The sequence below is a fragment of the Parabacteroides johnsonii DSM 18315 genome (assembly GCF_025151045.1).
In the GTDB taxonomy this organism is placed as follows: domain Bacteria; phylum Bacteroidota; class Bacteroidia; order Bacteroidales; family Tannerellaceae; genus Parabacteroides; species Parabacteroides johnsonii.
This window is the reverse complement of sequence record NZ_CP102285.1, coordinates 1,727,259-1,748,994: the sequence shown is the minus strand read 5'-3', so window position 1 is coordinate 1,748,994 and position 21,736 is coordinate 1,727,259. Positions and strand designations below refer to the sequence as shown.

General features: G+C 46.5%; 19 protein-coding genes and 1 pseudogene. 13 read left to right on the top strand and 7 right to left on the bottom strand.

Features of this window, described 5'->3' with window-relative positions; translation table 11 throughout:
- The first annotated feature begins 60 nt into the window (after window positions 1-60).
- From aspT to NQ564_RS07245, 5 genes are all read left to right on the top strand, one after another.
- Window positions 61-1,761: an aspartate-alanine antiporter gene (gene aspT / locus NQ564_RS07265; RefSeq protein WP_008157492.1), complete on the top strand. Its 1,701-nt coding sequence runs from the start codon at window positions 61-63 to the stop codon at window positions 1,759-1,761.
- Window positions 1,762-1,819: 58 nt separating this feature from the next.
- A complete protein-coding gene (locus NQ564_RS07260; protein ID WP_008149324.1) occupies window positions 1,820-3,460 on the top strand; it encodes a bifunctional aspartate transaminase/aspartate 4-decarboxylase in 1,641 nt (546 codons plus the stop codon).
- A gap of 286 nt (window positions 3,461-3,746) precedes the next feature.
- Window positions 3,747-5,993 carry an aconitate hydratase gene (locus tag NQ564_RS07255; protein WP_008149326.1) on the top strand — a complete coding sequence of 749 codons (2,247 nt, stop codon included), beginning with the start codon at window positions 3,747-3,749 and terminating at the stop codon, window positions 5,991-5,993.
- A 206-nt stretch (window positions 5,994-6,199) separates the two neighbouring features.
- On the top strand, window positions 6,200-7,459 hold the full coding sequence (gene icd, locus NQ564_RS07250; protein WP_129649959.1) for an NADP-dependent isocitrate dehydrogenase: 1,260 nt from the start codon (window positions 6,200-6,202) through the stop codon (window positions 7,457-7,459).
- Window positions 7,460-7,494: 35 nt separating this feature from the next.
- Window positions 7,495-8,838, top strand: a complete 1,344-nt coding sequence (locus NQ564_RS07245; protein WP_008149331.1) for a citrate/2-methylcitrate synthase — start codon at window positions 7,495-7,497, stop codon at window positions 8,836-8,838.
- On the opposite strand, the gene NQ564_RS07240 is transcribed toward NQ564_RS07245, so the two are convergent.
- From NQ564_RS07240 to NQ564_RS07215, 6 genes are all read right to left on the bottom strand, one after another.
- Window positions 8,835-9,296, bottom strand: a complete 462-nt coding sequence (locus tag NQ564_RS07240; RefSeq protein ID WP_008149333.1) for a hypothetical protein — start codon at window positions 9,294-9,296, stop codon at window positions 8,835-8,837. The two genes, NQ564_RS07245 and NQ564_RS07240, sit on opposite strands and share 4 nt — an antisense overlap.
- Window positions 9,283-9,516, bottom strand: coding sequence for a hypothetical protein (locus NQ564_RS07235; protein WP_227963239.1), 234 nt, complete (start codon window positions 9,514-9,516; stop codon window positions 9,283-9,285). The genes NQ564_RS07240 and NQ564_RS07235 overlap by 14 nt, the downstream gene beginning before the upstream one ends.
- Window positions 9,503-9,913 carry an N-acetylmuramoyl-L-alanine amidase gene (locus NQ564_RS07230; RefSeq protein WP_008157507.1) on the bottom strand — a complete coding sequence of 137 codons (411 nt, stop codon included), beginning with the start codon at window positions 9,911-9,913 and terminating at the stop codon, window positions 9,503-9,505. Before NQ564_RS07230 ends, NQ564_RS07235 begins: the two co-directional genes overlap by 14 nt.
- A gap of 184 nt (window positions 9,914-10,097) precedes the next feature.
- Window positions 10,098-10,328: a DUF4248 domain-containing protein gene (locus tag NQ564_RS07225; protein WP_008149341.1), complete on the bottom strand. Its 231-nt coding sequence runs from the start codon at window positions 10,326-10,328 to the stop codon at window positions 10,098-10,100.
- Window positions 10,321-10,767 (bottom strand): DUF6633 family protein, encoded by a 447-nt coding sequence (locus NQ564_RS07220; RefSeq protein ID WP_227963238.1) that lies wholly within the window; start codon window positions 10,765-10,767, stop codon window positions 10,321-10,323. The genes NQ564_RS07225 and NQ564_RS07220 overlap by 8 nt, the downstream gene beginning before the upstream one ends.
- An 82-nt stretch (window positions 10,768-10,849) precedes the next feature.
- Entirely contained in the window at window positions 10,850-11,503 is a 654-nt protein-coding gene (locus NQ564_RS07215; protein WP_008149346.1) for a DUF4373 domain-containing protein, read from the bottom strand.
- 705 nt (window positions 11,504-12,208) lie between these two features.
- Between NQ564_RS07215 and NQ564_RS07210 the strand changes: the two genes are divergently transcribed.
- From NQ564_RS07210 to NQ564_RS07180, 7 genes and pseudogenes are all read left to right on the top strand, one after another.
- On the top strand, window positions 12,209-15,184 hold the full coding sequence (locus NQ564_RS07210) for a type I restriction endonuclease subunit R (protein ID WP_008149350.1): 2,976 nt from the start codon (window positions 12,209-12,211) through the stop codon (window positions 15,182-15,184).
- A gap of 4 nt (window positions 15,185-15,188) precedes the next feature.
- Window positions 15,189-16,469 carry a restriction endonuclease subunit S gene (locus NQ564_RS07205; protein WP_129649957.1) on the top strand — a complete coding sequence of 427 codons (1,281 nt, stop codon included), beginning with the start codon at window positions 15,189-15,191 and terminating at the stop codon, window positions 16,467-16,469.
- The gene (locus tag NQ564_RS07200) at window positions 16,466-17,578 is read left to right on the top strand and encodes an AAA family ATPase (protein WP_129649955.1); all 1,113 of its coding nucleotides are present in this window, start codon (window positions 16,466-16,468) and stop codon (window positions 17,576-17,578) included. Before NQ564_RS07205 ends, NQ564_RS07200 begins: the two co-directional genes overlap by 4 nt.
- A 4-nt stretch (window positions 17,579-17,582) precedes the next feature.
- A complete protein-coding gene (locus tag NQ564_RS07195; protein WP_008157519.1) occupies window positions 17,583-19,244 on the top strand; it encodes a type I restriction-modification system subunit M in 1,662 nt (553 codons plus the stop codon).
- 188 nt (window positions 19,245-19,432) lie between these two features.
- Window positions 19,433-19,882 (top strand): HU family DNA-binding protein, encoded by a 450-nt coding sequence (locus tag NQ564_RS07190; RefSeq protein WP_008149358.1) that lies wholly within the window; start codon window positions 19,433-19,435, stop codon window positions 19,880-19,882.
- A 153-nt stretch (window positions 19,883-20,035) separates the two neighbouring features.
- Window positions 20,036-20,346: pseudogene (locus NQ564_RS07185) on the top strand (type II toxin-antitoxin system RelE/ParE family toxin).
- 8 nt (window positions 20,347-20,354) lie between these two features.
- Window positions 20,355-20,699, top strand: a complete 345-nt coding sequence (locus NQ564_RS07180; protein WP_008149372.1) for a HigA family addiction module antitoxin — start codon at window positions 20,355-20,357, stop codon at window positions 20,697-20,699.
- On the opposite strand, the gene NQ564_RS07175 is transcribed toward NQ564_RS07180, so the two are convergent.
- Window positions 20,696-21,187, bottom strand: coding sequence for a TlpA family protein disulfide reductase (locus tag NQ564_RS07175; protein ID WP_008149375.1), 492 nt, complete (start codon window positions 21,185-21,187; stop codon window positions 20,696-20,698). The two genes, NQ564_RS07180 and NQ564_RS07175, sit on opposite strands and share 4 nt — an antisense overlap.
- Before the next feature lie 154 nt (window positions 21,188-21,341).
- Here NQ564_RS07175 and NQ564_RS07170 point away from each other — a divergent pair, with 154 nt between their 5' ends.
- Complete coding sequence (locus NQ564_RS07170) at window positions 21,342-21,707, top strand: GtrA family protein (protein ID WP_050771044.1); 366 nt, start codon at window positions 21,342-21,344, stop codon at window positions 21,705-21,707.
- Window positions 21,708-21,736: the final 29 nt, after the last annotated feature.

Here is a 21,736-nt window from a genome sequence, read left to right as displayed (position 1 = left end):
CAACTCTTTCCTTTGTCGTGTTTCATTATCAATTTTATTAACGCCAAAAAAAATAGATATATGGAATGGTTTGCCAATTTGCTCCGGCATTACCCGGAGCTTGCCATCTTTCTCACGCTGGCTTTCGGCTTCTGGATCGGTAAATTCAAGATTAAAAAGTTCACGTTAGGGACGGTTACCAGCGTCTTGCTGGTCGGTGTGTTGATCGGGCAATTGCATATCGATATCGGGGCCCCGCTGAAATCGGTGTTTTTCCTGATGTTCTTGTTTGCCGTAGGGTATAGTGTCGGTCCGCAATTCTTCCGGGGATTGAAAAAGGAAGGATTGCCACAGGTCTTGTTTGCCGTCGTGATGTGCCTGTTCTGCCTGCTGGCCCCGTTTATGCTGGCAAAGATCATGGGCTATTCTGCCGGAGAGGCTGCCGGTCTGTTGGCTGGTTCGCAGACGATATCCGCTGTGCTCGGTGTGGCCGAAGATACGATTAACCAATTAGGAATACCGGCGGCAGATAAAACGGATATGATCAATGTCATGCCGGTAGCCTATGCCGTTTCTTATATTTTCGGTACGGCCGGTTCCGCCTGGATCATGAGCGATATCGCTCCTCGTCTGTTGGGCGGGATCGAATCGGTCAAGAAAGCCTGTCGCGAACTGGAAGCCAAAATGGGGGCGGATGACGAAAGCGAGCAACCCGGCTTCATGCCTGCCGCCCGTCCGATCACGTTTCGCGCCTACAAGATCAGCAACGACTGGTTCGGGGCGGGGAAGACCGTGAAAGAACTGGAAGATTATTTGGAAGGAGAAGGAAGACGCCTTTTCGTCGAACGGGTTCGTATCGATGGTGTGATCCGGGATGCGAAGGCCGATCAGATGCTTTTGAAAGGAAACGAAGTCGTGCTCAGTGGACGTCGTGAATTTGTGATCGGAGAGGAGGACTGGATCGGCGATGAAGTCAATGATATCGAGTTGTTAGACTTCCCGGCCGAAACGCTACCCGTATTGATCTCCCGCAAGAAATATGCAGGCATGACAGTTGCCAAACTGCGCAAACTGCCGGTCATGCACGGTGTCAGCATCAAGAGCATCAAACGTGCCGGCATCAACATACCGGTTTTGGCTGCCACGACGATCGATCCCGGCGATATGCTGGAGTTGGTCGGCACAAAATTGGAGGTGAATGCGGCTGCCGATACATTAGGCTATGCCGATCGCCCGACAAACCAGACGGATATGATTTTCGTCGGCCTCGGGATTTTTCTCGGAGGTGTCGTGGGGGCTTTGACGATCCATTTCGGAGGTGTTCCCATCAGCTTGAGTACGAGTGGTGGGGCGTTGATCGCCGGATTGGTCTTCGGATGGTTGCGTTCCAAGCATCCGACTTTCGGACGAATCCCGGAACCTTCCCTTTGGGTACTGAATAATGTCGGGTTGAATATGTTCATCGCTGTTGTCGGTATTACGGCCGGACCGAGCTTTGTCACCGGGCTGAAGGAAGTCGGTATCAGTCTCTTCTTTATCGGTGCGTTGGCTACCGCTATCCCGTTGATTGTCGGTGTGCTGTTGGGAAGATATGTCTTTAAGTTCCATCCGGCCATTACGTTAGGCTGTACATCCGGAGCACGTACTACCACAGCAGCTTTAGGGGCTGTGGAGGATGCCGTTGAGAGCCAGACACCAGCATTAGGCTATACGGTAACATACGCGGTCGGTAATACCCTGTTGATCATTTGGGGAGTCGTGATCGTCCTCTTGATGACCTGAAAGGTGTTGGAAGCATTGTTTTTTATATACTCATTATATTCAATTAAGTTATTTCTTTATGACACACAAAATCACTCGTGAATACGAAAAGAAAATGTCGGAAATCAGTCCCTTCGAACTGAAAAATATCCTGATAGACCTTGCGGACGAAAGCGCCCGTAAGAGTACGCATATCATGCTGAACGCAGGGCGCGGCAATCCGAACTGGATCAGTACCGTGCCCCGCGAAGCCTTTTTCCTGCTCGGCCAGTTCGGACTGGAAGAATGTGCCCGTTCCTCCGAATATGGCGAGGAAATGGTCGGGTTGGCCGGTATTCCTGAAAAGAGACGTATCGCCACCCGTTTCACGCAATTCCTGATGAAGCACGCCGGCTCGCCCGGCATGGCACTGCTGAAAGATACCTATGATTATCTGGTGAACGAGAAAGGAGTAGATGAGAACGACCTCGTACATGAATGGACGGAAGGCGTCATCGGCGACCAATATCCCGTTCCCGACCGTATCCTGAAATATACGGAAGTGCTGGTCGAAGACTACCTGAAGCAGGAGTTGTGCGACAACCGCCCGCCCAAAGGGAAGTTCGACCTTTTCGCCACCGAAGGGGGAACTGCCGCGATGTGCTATATATTCGATTCCCTGCAACAAAATTTCCTTCTCGACAAAGGCGACAAGATCGTCCTGTTTGCCCCGGTATTCACTCCTTATATAGAGATACCGGAACAAGCCCGCTACTTATTCGATGTAACCGAAATCCACGCTTGTAAAATGACAAAAGACGGCTACCATACCTGGCAGTACAAGGAAGAAGACCTGGACATCCTGAAAGACCCGTCTGTCAAGGCCGCCTTTATCGTCAACCCGAGCAATCCGCCTTCATACGGTTTGACGGATGGTCTGATGAAACGTATTGTTGATATCGTGCGCAATGACAATCCGAACCTGATGATCATTACCGATGATGTCTATGCGACCTACATTCCCCATTTTCGTTCGATCATGGTGGAATTGCCGGAGAACACTCTCTGCGTCTATTCTTTCTCCAAATATTTCGGAGCGACAGGTTGGCGCCTGGCCGTTGTCGCGTTGCATGAAGAGAATATATACGACCGGATGCTGAAGGAACTGCCGGCAGAGCGGAAAGAACAGTTGAATAAACGTTATAGCAGTATTTCGCTCCATCCGGAGGAAATCCGTTTCATCGACCGTATGGTGGCCGACAGTCGCCAGGTCGCCTTGAACCATACCGCCGGGCTTTCGCTGCCGCAACAGACGCAAATGGCGCTCTTTGCCTCCTTCTCCCTGCTGGATCGCGAGAATGCTTATAAGACGAAAATGCAGCAGATCATTCACGATCGCCTCCATACGCTTTGGGAAAGCACCGGTTTCACATTGCTCGACGATCCGTTGCGTGCCGGCTACTATAGCGAGATCGATATGTTGGTCTGGGCAAAGAAGTTTTACGGGGATGATTTCGTTGTCTACTTACAGGAAAATTACGAGCCGGTAGACGTCGTGTTCCGCCTGGCACAAGAAACTTCACTGGTATTGCTCAACGGTGGCGGGTTCGATGCACCGGAGTGGTCTATCCGTTGTTCGCTTGCTAATCTGAAACGTGAAGATTATGTCCGTATTGGGGAAGGGATCGCCTCTATCCTGCACAGCTATGCGGATAAATGGAAAGAATCGTTGAAGAAATAAGAAGAAATAAATAAAGCCTTTGAACAAAGAGGGTGTCAAATTGATATTACTGGACGCGGATGACGCAGAATACGCAGAGGGACGCAGATTTATTTTGCTGATAATTAATAATATCTGCGTTAATCTGCGCTCTTCTGCGTTATCTGCGTCCCATGAATACCGATATTTGACACACTCTCCCTCATAGATACCCTTTATCGATCGATAGAAATTATTGAATAAAAGGTATTTATATAAATACTATTTTTATCCCAGCCTACATTGCTAACTAATAAAAAGAATAGATATGGTGTACGACATTGACATGCTGAGAAGCTTTTATTCTAATTTCCCGAAGCGGGTGGATGCAGCCCGCAAACACGTTGGCCGTCCGTTGACCCTGGCCGAGAAAATCTTATATGCACATTTGTACAACGAATCGGACATCCATCCTTTCCGCCGTGGTGAAGATTATGTGAATTTCCGTCCCGATCGTGTCGCGATGCAGGATGCGACCGCACAGATGGCGTTGCTTCAGTTTATGAACGCAGGAAAATCCGAATCGGCCGTTCCCGCCACCGTGCACTGCGATCACCTGATCCAGGCGAATATGGGGGCTAAGACAGATATTGCAACGGCTACGCAGAGCAACAGCGAGGTCTACGATTTCCTGAAATCCGTTTCCGACAAGTACGGTATCGGCTTTTGGAAACCGGGAGCCGGCATTATCCATCAGGTAGTGCTTGAGAACTATGCTTTTCCCGGCGGTATGATGGTCGGTACGGACTCGCATACGCCGAATGCGGGCGGTTTGGGTATGATCGCTATCGGCGTGGGCGGCGCTGACGCTGTGGATGTGATGACCGGCATGGAATGGGAGTTGAAAATGCCGAAACTGATCGGTGTAAAACTGACCGGTAGCCTGAGCGGATGGGCCTCTCCGAAAGATGTGATCCTAAAATTAGCAGGAATCCTGACTGTGAAGGGAGGAACGAATGCCATCATCGAATATTTCGGTCCCGGCGCCGCATCCTTGTCGGCGACAGGGAAGGCGACAATCTGTAATATGGGAGCCGAGGTGGGCGCCACGACTTCTCTTTTCCCGTTCGATACGAACATGGCCACTTATTTGCGCGCAACGGGACGCGATGATGTGGCCGAGTGGGCAACAGCCGTTTCCGATTATTTGGAAGCCGATATGGACGTGCGGGCACAGCCGGATTCTTTCTATGATCGTGTGATCGTAATCAATTTGTCCGAACTGGAACCGCATATCAACGGCCCGTTCACGCCGGATGCGGCAACGCCTATTTCCGAATTTGCCGCTAAAGTGAAGGAGAATGGTTGGCCCCGTAAGATGGAAGTCGGACTGATCGGTTCCTGCACGAACTCGTCCTACCAGGATTTGAGCCGTGCTGCTTCGATTGCCCGCCAAGCAGCCGAAGACAAGATACCGGTAGAAGCTCCGCTGATTATCAACCCCGGTTCCGAGCAGATCCGTTATACGGCTGAACGGGACGGTATCCTCGGAGATTTCGAGCGGATCGGCGCGACGATTATGGCCAACGCCTGTGGCCCGTGTATCGGGCAATGGAAACGGCATACCGACGATAATACGCGCAAAAATTCCATCGTCACCTCCTTTAACCGTAATTTCGCCAAACGGGCGGACGGCAATCCGAACACACATGCTTTTGTCGCCTCCCCGGAACTCACGCTGGCGCTGACCATCGCTGGAGACCTCTGCTTCAATCCGCTGACCGATACGCTGAAAACCTCCGACGGCCGCGAAGTGAAACTGAAAGAACCGGAAGGCACCGACTTTCCGCCGAAAGGGTTCGAAGTGAAAGACAACGGTTATGTAGCCCCGACAGGTAAGGAAGCCGGAGTGGTGATCAGTCCCGAATCCAACCGTTTGCAGGCCTTGAAGCCTTTCGCAGCCTGGGATGGCAAAGACCTGATCGAAATGCCTCTGTTGCTGAAGGCCGAAGGCAAGTGTACGACCGACCATATCTCGATGGCTGGTCCGTGGCTTCGCTTCCGTGGTCATTTGGAGAATATCTCGGACAATATGTTGATGGGGGCTGTGAATGCTTTCAACGGCAAGACCAACAGCGTATTGAACCAACTGAACGGCAAGTATGAGGCTGTGTCGGCCGTCGCCAAGCAGTATAAGGCAAAGGGAATTTCATCTATCGTCGTAGCAGAAGAAAATTATGGCGAGGGATCGTCCCGCGAACATGCCGCTATGGAACCTCGTTTCCTGAATGTAAAAGTGATCCTGGCCAAGAGTTTTGCCCGCATCCATGAAACGAATCTGAAAAAACAGGGTATGCTTGCTCTCACTTTCGCCGATAAGGATGATTATAAGAAAGTACGCGAAGAGGACAAAATCTCGATCATCGGTCTGAAAGAGTTCGCACCCGGAAAACCGCTGACGGCCATTCTGTACCATGCCGACGGCACGGAAGAATCATTCGCGGTGAATCATACCTATAATGAGTTGCAGATAAAGTGGTTTAAGGCGGGGGCCGCGTTGAATGCAGCCCGGTGATAAATTATTGATTTATGGGCGTGGAACATGGAGGACATGGTTATACAAATGATTATCATTCCGTAGGGGCAGGGCTCTGCTCTGCCCTTTGAATCCAGCAAGGCAGACGTTGTTTTCATTGGGCGGAGTAGAACCCCGCCCCTACGAGTCGCCATTATCAATTCATACCCATAAATCATCATCCATAAAAATAAATAATCAGTATTATGAACAAGATTACAAAAGAAAACGGAAACCTCCTTGTTCCCGATAAAGTGGTGATTCCGTTTATAGAGGGAGATGGAGTAGGTGCGGAGATCACGCCGGTCTGCCAGCGCATCGTCAACGAAGCGGTCGGCAGGGCGTATGGCGGCCGACGGGCGATCGAATGGAAAGAAGTGTTGGCAGGCGAGAAAGCTTTCAAGCAGACCGGCAGTTGGCTACCCGACGAGACGATGGAGGCTTTCCGAGAATATATGATCGGGATCAAAGGCCCGTTGACAACCCCTATCGGCGGCGGTATCCGTTCGCTGAACGTCGCCCTCAGGCAAACCCTCGACCTTTATGTCTGCCTCCGTCCGGTACGTTGGTTCCGCGGAGTCGTGACACCTGTCAAAGAACCGGAAAAAGTCGATATGTATATCTTCCGCGAGAATACCGAAGATATCTATGCCGGCATCGAATGGCAGCAAGGGACGCCAGAAGCCCGCAAATTCCTCAAATTCCTGACGGAAGAGATGGGGGTGACGAAGGTGCGTTTTCCCGAAACCTCCTCTTTCGGCGTGAAACCTGTTTCGGTCGAAGGTACGGAACGTCTCGTACGCGCCGCCATCGAATTTGCTCTGGCCAACCGCCTGCCCAGCGTCACGTTGGTGCATAAGGGAAACATCATGAAGTTTACGGAAGGCGGATTCAAACTATGGGGATATGCGCTTGCGGAACGCGAATTCCCCGACAAGACCTTTACATGGCCTCAGTATGAGAAGATCAAAAAGGAAAAAGGAGAGGAGGCCGCCGCTGCCGCCCTGCTGGATGCCGAAGCAGCCGGAAAAGTCGTCGTCAAAGATGTGATTGCCGACGCTTTTCTCCAGAACACCCTCCTCGTGCCGGAAGAATATTCGGTGATCGCAACGCTGAACCTGAACGGCGATTATGTCTCCGACCAGTTGGCAGCTATGGTTGGCGGTATCGGTATCGCACCGGGAGCCAACATCAACTACGACAGCGGCTATGCGATCTTCGAAGCGACACATGGGACGGCACCTAACATCGCCGGTAAAAACGTCGTGAATCCCTGCTCGCTTTTGCTCTCTTCCGTCATGATGCTCGAATATATGGGATGGAATGAGGCCGGCCGGCTGATAACCGCCGCACTCGAACACGCTTTCTCCGAAGGGAAGGCCACCCGTGACCTGGCCCGCTTCATGCCGAACGGACAGCCTCTCGGCACTAAGGAGTTTGGAGAATATATCATGTCGGTCTTGTAACGGCATAGGAGTTGAATAAATTAAAATTTACTGTCATGAAAAAAGAATATATCATTTATAAATTGTCCGATGCATCCAAAGAAGCATGCAAGATCGACAACGAACTGTTCCCGATGTATAATGTGAAGCGCGGGCTTCGTAATGAAGACGGTACAGGTGTGCTGGTAGGACTGACGAAGGTCGGTAATGTGGTGGGTTACGAGCGTCTGCCTGAAGGCGGACTGAAAGCGATCCCCGGAAAACTGTTTTACCGCGGATACGATGTGGAAGACATCGCACACGGGCTGATCAAGGAAAAACGTTTCGGCTTCGAAGAAGTCGCCTACCTGCTTCTGTCCGGCAAATTGCCCGACAAGGAAGAACTGGCAGGCTTCAAGGAGCTGATCTGCGACAATATGCCGCTCGAACAGAAGACGAAGATGAACATCCTGGACCTGGAGGGACAGAACATCATGAACATCCTGGCCCGTAGCGTCCTCGAAATGTACACGTTCGACCCGAACCCCGACGATACCTCGCGCGACAACCTGATGCGCCAGTCGATCGAGCTGATCTCGCGTTTCCCGACCATCATCGCCTATGCTTACAACATTTACCGGCATAGCCAGCAAGGCCGTTCGCTGCATATCCGCCACCCGCATGAAAACCTTTCGATCGCCGAGAACTTCCTTCATATGCTGAAAAAAGATTTCACCGATCTGGAAGCCCGTACGCTCGACTTGCTGCTTGTCCTGCAGGCCGAACATGGCGGAGGTAACAACTCGACGTTCACCGTCCGCGTGACCAGCTCGACCCGCACGGATACCTATTCTTCCATTGCCGCCGGTATCGGTTCGCTGAAAGGCCCGTTGCACGGGGGAGCCAATATACAGGTTGTCGATATGTTCCATCATCTGAAAGAGAATATCGCCGACTGGAAGAATGTGGACGAGATAGACACCTATTTCATGCGGATGCTGAACAAGGAAGCCTATAACAAGACCGGCCTGATCTACGGTATCGGACACGCCGTCTATACGATTTCCGATCCCCGTGCCGTCGTCTTGAAAGAGCTGGCACGCGACCTGGCAAAAGAAAAAGGGCGTGAAGAAGAGTTTGCCTTCCTCGAATTGCTCGAATCACGTGCCATCGAATGTTTCGCCAAGCATAAAGGGACGAAGAAACGCGTTTCCTCGAACGTCGATTTCTATTCCGGCTTCGTGTATGAAATGATCGGATTGCCGCAGGAAATCTATACGCCTCTGTTCGCGATGGCACGTATCGTCGGATGGACCGCCCACCGAATCGAAGAGTTGAACTTCGACGGCAAACGCATCATCCGCCCGGCCTACAAGAACGTCCTCGAAGAACAGAAGTACGTCCCTGTTGCCGAACGCTAATGCCTGCCGATCCTGCGGAGTCCCGCGATTCCCCCGACGACGGCAATGACCCCGGCCGCCCATTTCCATAAGGCGGTCGGGGTCTGCTGTTTTTCTGCCTTGTCTCGCGAACGGTTGTTCTCCTTTTGCCGGACGGTTCCGGTGACGTTTCGCCGCAGGCTGTCCTCCGAGAAGGAACGGCTGCTCCGGGTGTCCCGGCTCCGGACGACAGCCGATACGTGTTGCCTGCCAGTGCTGTCGGGGGGAGAAAGGCAGATCATTTCCCACTGGCGGATGCTCTCGCTCTCCCTCCTGCGCTTGCCTCCCGAAAAGAGGCTGTCCGTTTGCAGGCGGTACGTTTCTTCCTGCCGCCACACCGATTTTTCCCGTTGTTTCCGTACCGAGCAAGCCGGCAGGAACACTATCTGCCCTATGAGCAGGCATCCGATCGTAAAGCGGCATCCTTTATTCTTTTTCATCCTGTTTCCTGTATCTGTATTTATAAGTATAGTCGACTCCGAACAGCGCACCGGAAAAAGTGGATATCTCGCCGAATCCGACCAGTACGGAATTATGTATCTCGCCTGCCGGCGTGCACCAGAATCCCATGAACAGCAACGCGATCCCTGCCAGCGCCAGCGCGACAGCCACAGTCAGTTGGCAGGTGAACGGATGGTGCATTTTCTTACAGTCCCGCATATTCTTCCTCCGCATTAAAACAAGGGCAGGCTTTCCGGGCCCCTAAATCCCGGTGGCCGCATATCCGGCTGCCGGGAAAGCGGATGATCAGGAGCTTCAACAAGATCAGGATCGATTCTTTCTGCCCCTCCGTACGGGTATCACGGAAACCGCCTGCGGCGTCCAGCCCGCCCTCGTAACAAATCCCGATGCTGCTACGGTTGTGTCCCCTCACGTGTGCCGGCACCTGCTCGATGGGGCGCATGGGCACGATCTCACCACTGCGGCGGATGTAGTAATTGTAACCGGCGCGGACGAACCCGCGTGCTTTGTGGTCGCGTTCCAACTGTTCGGGCGTGTATTCCTGTGTCTCCCTCGTGGCGGAACAATGCAAAACGATCAGATCAATCTTTCTCATAATTTTTCAATTTTTAATTTCCAATTTTCAACTTCCGAAAGCGAAGGTAGAGGAAGGGCGGGATGAGGAATCGGCTTCTGTCGGGGAGTGTCGGTATTTGTCGTCATAAACCGCATTGCCTTGTTCTGAAAGGAAAAAAGAACCCGGCAGCCGGACCTACGGGAAAATCTGCCGGCAGCCGTTGTTATTTAATAGTCCAAGTCTCCGGGTCGCCCAGATGGTCGACGAGGATGGTTACTTGCAGCGGTGTGAAGACCTTCTGCCCCTTGCGGTAGCCCGCGAGCAGGAGTTCTTCCCACAGTTCTTCGTCACGTCTGATCCATCGGGCCAGTTGCGTGGATGCCGATTTCGGCTGTATGTTCTTGAAATACAGTAAGGCCAGTTCGGCATGGCCGTAAATGCGATCTTTATCCATTTTTGTTTTCTTTGAGTCGTTTTTGTTCGAGATATTCTTCACGTGTGATGTAGTTTCCCGTGTCGGGAGGCGGTAAAGCCGATTTTTCGGCACGCGATTGCTCTTCTTTATATCGGATGATGTCCGTGCGTCTCTGCTCGCTGAATTGCAGGAGCGAGGAAGTGATGAACAGCGCGTCCACCATCCCGTAGAAACGCCCGTAACGCCCGCATTTGAGGCGGTGGAAAAACAGCAGTATCTCCGATGCTTTCAGACTGGGATATTCGGCCAGTATCAACGTAGCCAAGTCCCTCTGCCGTGCGACCGGCATCTTTTCTCTGACTCCGGTGAAGTTATTCAGATTCTCGATCATGATGCAGAGCCATACGATGACGGTCTGCCAGCCGTAACCCTCCGCCAGTACTGCCAGCGAAGGGGCCGAGCCGAGATAGGCCCGCACCTCGTTGCGCGCGGTGGCGATCTGCAGGTCCGGCGTGAAGAGCTTCAGAAATTGTTCGGCCGAGCCGTAGCGCCCTCGCATGTCAGCGACCTCTTGTTGCCTCTTGAGCCATGAGGAGGATTTCTGCCCTTCGGGCTGCTTCCCCATGATCGTTTGATGATTGATATCCATAAAATCCTGTTTTTTGAGTGGTTGTGTTTTTATTTGTATTTCCATTTCTATTTTCCGGGATTTTTGCTGCACAAACGGTCGTTTCCGTAGCAGAAACCCCCGTTTCCGTAGCAATAACTCCGACGGGAGCCGTCTGTCCGCCGGTTTCGGTGACGATAACGGGCGGCGTTTGCGGCATTTTGGGTGCCAGCAGGTTGAGTTCCGCATCGATTTGCATTGCCGTCCGGCGGCTGATCTCTTCGAAACGCTGCTGGATGCCGACGGACGAGAGTATCTGCCGGTATTCCATCAATTCGCTGTCGAAGAGGCGTATTTGCACGCAAAATTCGATGATTTCCTTCACTAACTTCTCGTCCTGCCCGGTCGTGAAACCGATGTCGAAGCAAAAATCGCCATCGTAGCAGGCATAATAGCCGTTCTCGCCGTACGCTTCACACAGGACGGCTATATAAATGCAGATGCCGTTGCATCCGTATCGTTGTGCAAGGCGCTGTATTTTCCTGTCGGACATGAAATGCGTGTCTAACGGAAAATAGCCGAGCCCTTTTCTTCTTGGTCTTGCCATTTTAATAGTGTTTTTTTGAATGTTGTTAAAAACCGCTGGTTAACTTTCCCGGTATATGAAAAAGGGGGAGAATGAATTGATGGATTTAGTCGTAGCGCAAACCAAAAAGTCGAACTCCGGAATTTCCATTAAAGATTCGACTTCCTGGTTCTATGTCGCAAATATAACTTGATTTTTTATGATTATAAAAGGTTTGTAAATCAAAGTTTATTGATTTTATCTACGTCTTTCTTCCGGCGGATGGAGAGGAGATAGAATTGATATGTTTGTATATGTTAAATAATACAATATCCCTCTGGAAATGAACTTGTTTTATACTGGATTGATTATTAGGTGTTTGCTGAAAATGATGTTTGTTAAAAAATATTACCCCTGCGGGAAATTTGAAAAATATGGGGTATAAAATCGAAATAGACGCAAGGGAATTTCGATTTGGACCAACGGGTATTTGGGAGAATGATACAATAAGGGGAGGAGATGGGGGATAAGCTGGAAATATCAAAAGGAGATATAATTTCGCATAATCCACCCTACAAAATCGGTGTGCCATGATATGAAATGAAAAAATTAGGCTTAAATAAAGGGGATATTTCATATCTTTATGCCCAAATAAAAAATATCGAGAATAGGTGCGACTTTTCGAGATTGCAAATATGTTAGGTATTGAAATAAAGGATTCAATAGATCGCTAAAGAGTGGATAAGTATGATATCTAAGGAAAAACAAATAGAAGATCATTTTATTAATAAATTAATAGATTTAAAATATACCTATCGTGACGATATCCGTGATAGGAATTCATTAGAGAGGAATTTTAGAACAAAGTTCGAAACATTGAACAGAGTTCATTTGACCGATTCTGAATTTAGTCGTCTACTTGAAGAGATCATTGACGCTGATGTTTTTGCTTCTTCTAAAAGGCTGCGAGGAATCAATACGTTTATGCGTGAAGACGGGACGCCGTTACAATATATGCTGGTCAATATCAAAGATTGGTGTAAGAATGATTATGAGGTGATAAATCAGTTGCGTATAAATACCAATAACAGCTATCATCGGTATGACGTGATTTTATTGATCAATGGCATTCCTGTAGTTCAGGTAGAGTTGAAGGCTTCGGATGTAAGTCCTCGCCGGGCAATGCAACAAATTGTTGATTATAAAAGTGATACGGGTAACGGTTACACGAACACATTACTCTGTTTTATGCAACTTTTTATCGTAAGCAATCAGGCAAATACTTACTATTTCACCAATAATAACGATCAATATTTCAGTTTCAATACAGATGAGCAGTTTTTGCCAGTCTATCAATATGCGACAGAGTCAAACAGAAAAATAACACACCTTGATGCGTTTTCTACGGCATTTTTGTCGAAATGTACATTGGGGGAGATGATTAACCGCTATATGGTTTTGGTTGTCAGTGAACAAAAGTTGCTCATAATGCGTCCCTATCAGATATATGCGGTAAAAGCAATCATAGATTGTATTCATCAAAACAGAGGTAACGGTTATATTTGGCACACGACAGGAAGTGGCAAGACGCTTACATCATTCAAAGCATCTACTCTGCTAAAAGATAATCCCGACATTGATAAATGCTTGTTTGTGGTAGATCGTAAAGATTTGGATAGACAAACCCGTGAGGAGTTTAATAAATTTCAGGAAAATTGCGTAGAAGAGAATACCAATACAGGGACTCTTGTTAGACGCATGTTGTCGGACGACTATGCCGACAAAGTGATTGTAACTACCATTCAAAAATTGAGTGTCGCTCTCGATTCGTCCAATAAAAACAACTATAAGGACCGTTTAATCCATCTAAAGGATAAACGTATTGTATTTATTTTCGATGAATGTCACCGTTCCCAGTTCGGATACAATCACAAGGCAATCAAAGAGTTCTTTCCGAACGCCCAACTCTTCGGCTTCACCGGAACACCTATATTTGAACAGAATGCAACCTATACAAAAATAAGCGGAGAGCAAGCCTCGTACAAGATCACGGAAGATATTTTCCCAAGCCGGCTGCACGCCTATACCATAACACATGCTATCGAGGACAAAAACGTCTTACGTTTCCATGTCGATTACTTTAAGCCCAAAGAGACAGGTGACCGCCGGGCAGATGGTACGCTCAAGAAGCAAGCGGTGGTAGATGCGATATTATCGAAACATGATGCTGCCACCCATTCCCGTAGGTTTAATGCCATACTTGCCACAGCTTCTATCAATGAAGCTATCGAGTATTACGAACTGTTCCGCAGCGCACAAGAAAGCCTAAAGCAACAGGATGAAAATTACGAACCGCTTAACATCGCTTGTGTATTCTCGCCTCCTGCCGAAGGAAATAAAGATATTCAGCAAATACAGGAAGATCTGCCGCAAGAGCAGGATGATAACCGTGAAGAGCCTGAAGAAAAGAAAAAGGCGTTGAAGACGATTATTGACGACTATAACCGGCAGTATAAGACCAACCATACGATTGCAGAGTTTGATGCCTACTATCAGGATGTGCAGAAACGCATCAAAGATCAACAATATAGCAATAAAGACTATCCACATAAGAATAAGATCGATATAACGATTGTCGTGGATATGTTGCTGACAGGCTTTGACTCCAAGTATCTCAATACTTTGTATGTGGATAAGAATTTGAAGTATCACGGTTTGATACAGGCGTTCTCACGTACCAATCGTATTCTGAACGATACTAAGCCGTACGGTAATATTCTGGATTTCAGAGGTCAGCAAGATGCCGTCGATGAAGCGATCGCATTATTCTCCGGGGAAAAGACCGATAATCCGAAAGAGATATGGCTTGTGGATTCCGCTCCGAAAGTGATCGAGAAGTTTCAGGATGCCGTTCGGAAGTTGAGTGAATATATGCAATCGCAGGAATTGGAATGCCGGGCAGAGGATGTTTATAATCTGCAAGGCGATGAAGCCCGTGCCGGCTTTATCAATTGTTTCAAAGAGGTACAACGATACAAGACTCAGTTGGAACAATATACGGATATTGACGAGCAGGAGAGAGCGAAAATAGAAGAACTGTTTTCGGAAGAGGCTTTGCGCTCGTTCCGTGGGGCTTATCTTGAAACAGCACAGCAATTACGCAAACTGCGGGAGAAAGGTAAAGGTCAAGAGGTCAGCCAACAGGTTGAAGACCTTGATTTTGAATTTGTGCTTTTTGCTTCAGCTGTCATCGACTACGATTATATAATGGGATTGATCGCCCGCTACACAAATAGCAGAAACAGCAAACAACGAGTAACCAAAGAGCAGTTGATCAGTCTTGTGGCATCGAGCGCCAACCTGATTGATGAACGAGACGATATTCGGGAATATATCGATAGTCTCGACGAAGTGAACGGTAAGACGGAACAAGAGATAAAAGAGGGGTACGAAACATTTAAGGCGGAGAAATATGCTAAACAATTGGCATCCATTGCCGACAAACACGGTATCACAGCAGATTCGTTGCGCGAATTTGTTGAACAGATAATGGAACGAATGATCTTCGATGGTGAAAAACTGAGTGATTTGTTAGCTCCGTTGGAATTAGGATGGAAAGCGCGTATCAAGGCCGAATTAGCCCTGATGGATGATCTCATTCCATTATTGAAACGTTTGGCTGCTGGCCGTGAAATTTCAGGATTGTCTGCTTATGAAGATTGATGTTATGACAAAAGATAAGGATACAAAAACGGTTGTGCCTGCTTTGCGGTTTCCGGAGTTTCGGGATGGTGAAGGGTGGAAGAGAACACCATTATTGGAAATATGTGAAATTATAGGTGGAGGAACTCCAACATCATCTAATGACGTATATTGGAATGGTGACATTCCTTGGATATCCTCATCAGACATTAACGAAAATAACATATCTGAAATAACTCCTACAAGACATATAACAAAAGATGCGATTAAAAACTCTGCGACCAAACTTTGTAAAGCTCCAAGTATTCACATCGTATCCCGTGTAGGTGTAGGAAAAGTAGCTTTTAGCAGAGTAGATATATGTACCAGCCAAGATTTTACTAATCTGTGTAATATAAACTGCAACTATATTTTTCTGTCTTATTTGCTTTCAATCATAATGAAACAAAAGGTTCAAGAAACACAAGGTACCTCTATTAAGGGCATTGCATCTGCTGAAATTAAAAACCTTCATGTGCCATTGCCAGAAATTGAAGAACAGCAAAGGATAGCTGACTGTTTGAGTAGTTTGGATGATTTGATAAGCGCAGTAGCAGATAAGATAGAAACATTGAAGGAGTATAAAAAGGGATTGATGCAGCAACTATTTCCTGCCGAAGGCAAAACAATTCCGGCTATTCGTTTCCCCGAATTCCAGAATGCAGGAGAATGGATGCTTTTGCCAATAAAAAAATGTAATATTGATATACTTACAGGTTATGCGTTTAAAGGGACTGAAATTTTAGAAGATAACGACGGTATTCCATTAATGAGAGGGATAAATATTACAGAAGGTGTAGTGCGTCATAATAATGATATAGATCGATTTTACAGCGGAGAAGATCATACATTATCTAAATACAGATTATTATGTAATGATCTTGTTATAGCAATGGACGGTTCAAAAGTTGGACGTAATTTTGCATTGATTAATAAGCAAGATGAAGGTTCATTATTAGTTCAACGTGTGGCAAGACTAAGAGCTGATAATATTGATTTCATCATGTTTATTTATCAACAAATAGGATCAGATCGATTTAAAAAATATATTGATCGAATAAATACAAGTAGTGGTATTCCCCATATTAGCTTAAAGCAAATTGAAGATTTTAAGATATGGACAACACGTAATGACAAAGAATTTAGGATGGTTACGAATTGCCTATCATCAGTAGACGAACTCATATCCACCGAGATCGCAAAACTCGACCAACTAAAAGCCCATAAAAAAGGATTAATGCAACAACTATTTCCTAAATTACAATGAGTAACGAAGCAAAAATATTCAAATACAACACATTGTCGGATGTTGCCGTCAGATTTCGTTCTGATTTAAACGATTTCAACTATGTTTTAGTATATGCCTATAATGGGACGGGAAAAACTCGTCTTTCTATGGAATTTAAGAACAGAGGTAGAGATACGGAAGCTAATACCAGAGATACACTATACTTCAATGCTTTTACCGAAGATCTTTTCTATTGGGACAACGACCTTGAAAATGATACGGAGAGGGTTCTCAAGATCAATGCAGATTCAAACTTCTTTAACGGGTTTAAAGAATTAGCATTAGAAGAGAAGATATTCGGTTATTTGCAACGATATGCAGAGTTCGATTTCAAGATCGATTATGAAGAGTGGCATATCTCTTTTTCTAAAGGGGAAGAAGATAAAATAAAGATTTCTCGTGGTGAAGAAAACATATTTATATGGTGTGTGTTCCTTGCCATTTGCGAACTGGTCATTGATGGAGCCGAGGCATATTCATGGGTTAAATATATTTATATCGATGATCCTGTGTCTTCGCTTGATGATAATAACGTTATCGCAATTGCCAATGATTTGGGCAATCTGCTGAAAAAGGATTCCGGAAAAAGAAAAATCGTTATTTCCTCTCATCACCATTTATTCTTTAATGTGATGTATAACGATTTAAAAAGGAATGGACGTAAAAGTTATTTCTTTCACAAAAACGGGGCAAACGGCTATACATTGAGGGCGACCGACGAGACACCGTTCTTTCATCATGTTGCAACTCTATGCGAATTAAAACGGCTCTTACCTAAAGAGGGGCAGACGATAGACGATGTGCAGATAAACACGTATCATTTTAATATGTTGCGCAGTGTTGTTGAAAAAACAGCGGTGTTTTTCGGTTATAGCCATTTTTCGAAATGTATTCATGGTATAGAAGATGAAGTGTTATTTGGACGAGCTTTGGATTTACTTAGTCATGGTAAATATTCGATATACGAACCTGTATTCATGGGAAGAGATACGAAACAACTATTTGTCCGAATCCTTGATGCCTTTTTGAGAAAGTATGAATTTTACCTGCCTGAGATATTAATAGAAACAGAACAAGAAAACAGATAAAAATATGACAATAAAAGAACAGCACGAACTGGGTAAAACCCTGTGGAGAATAGCAGATGACCTTCGTGGTTCAATGATGGCAGATGATTTTCGCGATTATATGCTGTCTTTCCTATTCCTGCGTTATATTTCAGATAACTATATAGAGGCTGCAAGAAAAGAACTCGGAAGGGATTATCCAGATAAAGCACCGGAAGAATTGAAAGAGCATGGTGTTTCGACACCGTTGCAATTATGGTACGGAGAGAACCCGGCAGATGTATTGGATTTTGAAAAACAGATGCGCCGTAAAGTGCATTATGTGATTGAACCGGACTATCTATGGACTAATATTTACGAACTTGCACGGACGCAAAATGATGATCTTCTGAAAACACTTGAGAAAGGGTTTAAATATATCGAAAACGAATCTTTCGACAGGGCGTTTCAAGGACTTTTCTCCGAAATAAATTTGAACTCGGACAAGTTAGGTAAGAATTATGACGAACGTAACGCACTACTTTGTAAAGTGATAACAAAGATTGCCGAAGGAATCGCTCAGTTTTCTACCGATACGGATATATTAGGGGATGCTTATGAATACCTGATCGGTGAGTTTGCCGCAGGTTCAGGACAAAAGGCTGGCGAGTTCTATACGCCACAACAATTGTCGAGCATTCTGTCGGGTATCGTCACATTGGATACCCACGACCCTAAGTCCGGACCGAAGAAAAAACTTGAAAACGTCTTGGACTTTGCTTGTGGTTCTGGTTCTTTGTTGCTCAATGTGCGCCACAGGATGAAAGCCAATGGGGGAAGTATTGGTAAGATATACGGACAAGAGAAGAACATCACGACCTACAACTTAGCTCGTATGAATATGCTCCTGCACGGAGTCAAAGATTCGGAGTTCGAAATCCATCACGGTGACTCACTTTTGAATGATTGGGATATGCTGAATGAAATGAACCCGGCCAAAAAAGTAGAGTTCGATGCTATTGTTGCAAACCCTCCATTCAGCTACCGCTGGGAACCTACGGAAGAGATGGGGAAAGATTTCCGCTTTAAGAACTATGGGCTTGCTCCCAAATCAGCCGCAGATTTCGCTTTCTTACTTCATGGTTTCCATTTTTTGAAACAAGACGGCACGATGGCGATTATTTTGCCTCACGGTGTGCTTTTCAGAGGGGGAGCAGAAGAACGTATTCGCACAAAATTGCTCAAAGACGGCAATATAGACGCAGTAATCGGATTGCCTGCAAATCTTTTCTTTTCAACAGGTATTCCTGTATGTATCTTGGTACTCAAGAAATGTAAGAAGTCCGACGACGTACTCTTTATCAACGCCAGCGACAAAGAAAATTTCGAGAAAGGCAAGAAGCAGAATAAACTACGGACTAAAGACATTGACAAAATCATAGACACCTATAAGCAGCGGAAAGAAGAAGAACGTTACTCTCGTCCTGTCTCGATGGACGAAATCGAAAGAAACGGTTATAATCTGAATATTTCACGCTATGTTAGCATTGCCAAAGAGGATGTGAAAATTGATTTGTTGCAAGTCAATAAGAAGTTGATCGAGCTGGAAGGTAAAATAGCTGATGCCTCCGAAAGACATAATAAATTTCTCGCAGAACTTGGCTTACCATTACTTACAAAGAGTAAAGAAGGTGAGACAAAACATTGACGGAGTAATCACACACAATTAAGTTGCATATTTTGTTTCGGTTTGCCTACATCCGCCCACACATCCCCACAAATGCCGACACACGCCGACAGATGGCGACTGGGCTGTTTTTAGTGGGAGTATCTTTGTCATGTTTTCGAGAACAAAGCATTTCAAAAGTTATTCACAATTAAAAAACAGAAACAGTTATGTCAGTAAAGTATCGTTTGGTAAAGAAGAAGAATTTGGGTAAAGATCAGGAAGCGGTTCCTGAGAAAGTGTATGCACAGCCGGTCTATATGGAACTGGTCAGTTTCGAATCCCTTTTGGACGAGATCGTCGAGGCGGGTATTCCGACCAACCAGGTGAAAGGGGTGATCGACCGTATGAATTATCTGATCCGCAAGCATCTGTCTGCCGGCCGGCGCGTGCAGTTCGGTGAGTTCGGGAACTTCCGCTACGGTGTCGGTTCGATTGGAAGTACGACGGACGAAGATTTCGATCCGGAGATGATCAAGACTCCGCGTATCGTGTTCAGCCCGGGTTCGTTGCTCCGTAAGGCAAAACAGGATGCCAAGTTCGAACGGTTCGCTTTTGTCCCTGTTGACTCCGGAAACGGCAGTGGCGGGGGTGAAGATGACCGCCCCGGTGAATTGTAAGGGAAGCATCATACGAATAGGCAAGGAGAGCGCAGGTCACGAAAGGGGACTGCGCTCTTTGTTTGCTGTAATGGAGTTGATATCAATAAAAATATCCTCAATTTTGTTGATGTTTAGAGGAAAAAAACTATCTTTGTTGATAAGTAAAGCAAAATGATAGTAACATTCGATAAAGAATATTTGAAAGTGCTGTATGAACAGGGTAAGGATGACAAAAAACATCGTTTCCAGCCAAGCATCGTGAGTCGTTACAAACGATGTGTTGATTACTTGAAACAAGTCAAGAAAATTGAAGAACTCTTCCTTATACCCTTTTGCGTTATGAAGTTTTAGAGGGTGATAAGGCTGGTATTTCTTCCATACGAGTGAATGACCAATATCGAGTGGAGTTTGCTGTGGTGGAGAAAGGTGAGCCGAGGATCACCATTTGCAACATATTGGAATTGTCCAACCATTATAAATGAACAGATCCATGATAGAAGTAAAAGGCGTGAAACGGGATATGATAGCTAATAATTTGGAACCGTTTGAACCGACACATCCGGGGGAATTGCTTAAAGACGAAATAGAATGTCGAGGCATATCTCAACGGCAACTTGCCGCTGACATGGGTGTCTCATATACGGTACTCAATGACATTGTAAACGGCAAACGCTCCGTAAATACAAAGTTTGCTTTGCTTTGTGAGGCAGCCTTGGGATTGCCGGCTCATATATTGATAGGATTGCAAGCCGATTATGATATGCAAACAACTAAGCGGGACAAATCTTTCCTGAAAAAGTTAGAAAGTGTCAAACGGATTGTTGCGGTATTCTAAGTGGTAATTTTCATAATTTCCTCCGCATCCACCTTTTCCGTTTGTGTCAGGATGATCGTACCGCTTTTGTCGGCAAGGAATACGCGGGGGATGGTGCTGTCGGCAAAGAGGGAGTAGACGTTCCGGTCCGGATCGGCGAAAAACTCCATATCGTACTGATGTTCCCGGAAGTAGGCCGTTACCTGCTCTTCGGTTTCGTTGCGGGCGATCAGGAGTATGCGGACGGACGGGTTATCTTTATACGTATTATATAAAGTGGAAATATCCGGGAAAGCCTCCCGGCAGTCGGAACAGGTCGTGCTGAAGAAAATAATTAGTGCGAACTTATTTTCTAAATCCTTATTCGAGACCGTGCCATCCGGATTAGAGATGCTGAATTCGGGGAGCAGGTCGCCTTTTTCCAGAGCAAAACTACCCGCAGGCAAATCTTCGCGGATACAGGCAGTGAGGGATAACAGGCTGATTATGTAAAACAATAAATATTTCATGTCGGCAAAGATACGGGTTGATCGCCATACTTTGTGACTTATTGTATGGCTATTTGCATATTATCCTGTATATTTGTCCCGGAATTTCAAATATCAAAGAACAAAATAGCAAGAAGCAGGCTTGGTCTCACAATCGAAAAATATGGTGCGCGTGATGCGGTTTATACTGATCGGCACGCTGAATGCGTTGATTACAGTCTTGATTGTCTGGCTGATGATGGACAAGCTCGATTGCAACTATATCGCTACTAATATCACCGCCTATGTGATTGCGCAGATCAATAACTTCTTCTGGAGCAAATATTGGATATTCTCTTCCCGTACCGGTAAGTTCCGCCGCGAGATTCCCCTTTTCCTGATCGCTTTCGGGTGCGCTTATTGTTCCCAATTCCTCGCTTTGCTGATCATGGTGGAAATCTTCGACCTGAACGAATACCTCGCCCAATTCTTAGGACTCTTCATCTATGGCGCAGTCAACTATATGATGAACAAGAAAATCACCTTCCAATTCCCCCCTTAGCCCTTTAACTCTTTAATTCTTTAATTCTC

Excerpts from the sequence above, each read along its gene's own strand:
- aspT (WP_008157492.1), top strand. The coding sequence starts at position 61 with ATGGAATGGTTTGCCAATTTGCTCCGGCATTACCCGGAGCTTGCCATC.
- NQ564_RS07260 (WP_008149324.1), top strand. The coding sequence starts at position 1,820 with ATGACACACAAAATCACTCGTGAATACGAAAAGAAAATGTCGGAAATC.
- NQ564_RS07255 (WP_008149326.1), top strand. The coding sequence starts at position 3,747 with ATGGTGTACGACATTGACATGCTGAGAAGCTTTTATTCTAATTTCCCG.
- icd (WP_129649959.1), top strand. The coding sequence starts at position 6,200 with ATGAACAAGATTACAAAAGAAAACGGAAACCTCCTTGTTCCCGATAAA.
- NQ564_RS07245 (WP_008149331.1), top strand. The coding sequence starts at position 7,495 with ATGAAAAAAGAATATATCATTTATAAATTGTCCGATGCATCCAAAGAA.
- NQ564_RS07240 (WP_008149333.1), bottom strand. The coding sequence starts at position 9,296 with ATGAAAAAGAATAAAGGATGCCGCTTTACGATCGGATGCCTGCTCATA.
- NQ564_RS07235 (WP_227963239.1), bottom strand. The coding sequence starts at position 9,516 with ATGCGGGACTGTAAGAAAATGCACCATCCGTTCACCTGCCAACTGACT.
- NQ564_RS07230 (WP_008157507.1), bottom strand. The coding sequence starts at position 9,913 with ATGAGAAAGATTGATCTGATCGTTTTGCATTGTTCCGCCACGAGGGAG.
- NQ564_RS07225 (WP_008149341.1), bottom strand. The coding sequence starts at position 10,328 with ATGGATAAAGATCGCATTTACGGCCATGCCGAACTGGCCTTACTGTAT.
- NQ564_RS07215 (WP_008149346.1), bottom strand. The coding sequence starts at position 11,503 with ATGGCAAGACCAAGAAGAAAAGGGCTCGGCTATTTTCCGTTAGACACG.
- NQ564_RS07210 (WP_008149350.1), top strand. The coding sequence starts at position 12,209 with ATGATATCTAAGGAAAAACAAATAGAAGATCATTTTATTAATAAATTA.
- NQ564_RS07205 (WP_129649957.1), top strand. The coding sequence starts at position 15,189 with ATGACAAAAGATAAGGATACAAAAACGGTTGTGCCTGCTTTGCGGTTT.
- NQ564_RS07200 (WP_129649955.1), top strand. The coding sequence starts at position 16,466 with ATGAGTAACGAAGCAAAAATATTCAAATACAACACATTGTCGGATGTT.
- NQ564_RS07195 (WP_008157519.1), top strand. The coding sequence starts at position 17,583 with ATGACAATAAAAGAACAGCACGAACTGGGTAAAACCCTGTGGAGAATA.
- NQ564_RS07190 (WP_008149358.1), top strand. The coding sequence starts at position 19,433 with ATGTCAGTAAAGTATCGTTTGGTAAAGAAGAAGAATTTGGGTAAAGAT.
- NQ564_RS07180 (WP_008149372.1), top strand. The coding sequence starts at position 20,355 with ATGATAGAAGTAAAAGGCGTGAAACGGGATATGATAGCTAATAATTTG.
- NQ564_RS07175 (WP_008149375.1), bottom strand. The coding sequence starts at position 21,187 with ATGAAATATTTATTGTTTTACATAATCAGCCTGTTATCCCTCACTGCC.
- NQ564_RS07170 (WP_050771044.1), top strand. The coding sequence starts at position 21,342 with ATGCGGTTTATACTGATCGGCACGCTGAATGCGTTGATTACAGTCTTG.